This is a genomic window from Kushneria phyllosphaerae (assembly GCF_900312995.1).
Taxonomy (GTDB): domain Bacteria; phylum Pseudomonadota; class Gammaproteobacteria; order Pseudomonadales; family Halomonadaceae; genus Kushneria; species Kushneria phyllosphaerae.
Window position 1 is genome coordinate 1 of sequence record NZ_ONZI01000051.1, and the last position, 382, is coordinate 382.

Annotated in this window: 1 protein-coding gene; it reads right to left on the minus strand. The window is 45.3% G+C overall.

Annotated elements, in window-relative coordinates; all coding sequences use genetic code 11:
* Positions 1-156: 156 nt before the first annotated feature.
* Positions 157-382, minus strand: a 226-nt coding sequence (locus KSP9073_RS18010; protein ID WP_207771522.1) for a hypothetical protein, incomplete at its 5' end; no start/stop codon positions are given.

Below are 382 nucleotides of genomic sequence, written 5' to 3' on the forward strand. Positions count from 1 at the left end.
GGCAATTGATTCGCTGAATGAGCGGGAAATGGATGAAAGGGCGACTGCGATCATCGTAGAATTGATGGGAACGAGTATGGCTCCCAGCAAAAGCGAAACGATCAGCGCCCATTCTTTCTTTGAACCCATCCTTCATCCTCCTAGGAGCCGGAAAAATTACCGGCTGACGATTCCTTTGATAAAAATCTCAGTGCTGTGTTTCAGCATCGTTTCCTCAGAAAGAGTAATGACCCTTTTCCCCAGCTGCAGACGGTGCATAAAATAACCGAAGACCATCGTCATAAAGACGTCTGCATTTGCTTCTTCACTGCCGGGGCTTATGATGTTTTTCTTGGTCAGCTCCTTAAAGTAAACGATTAAATTCTTTTTCACAGATTGCGGA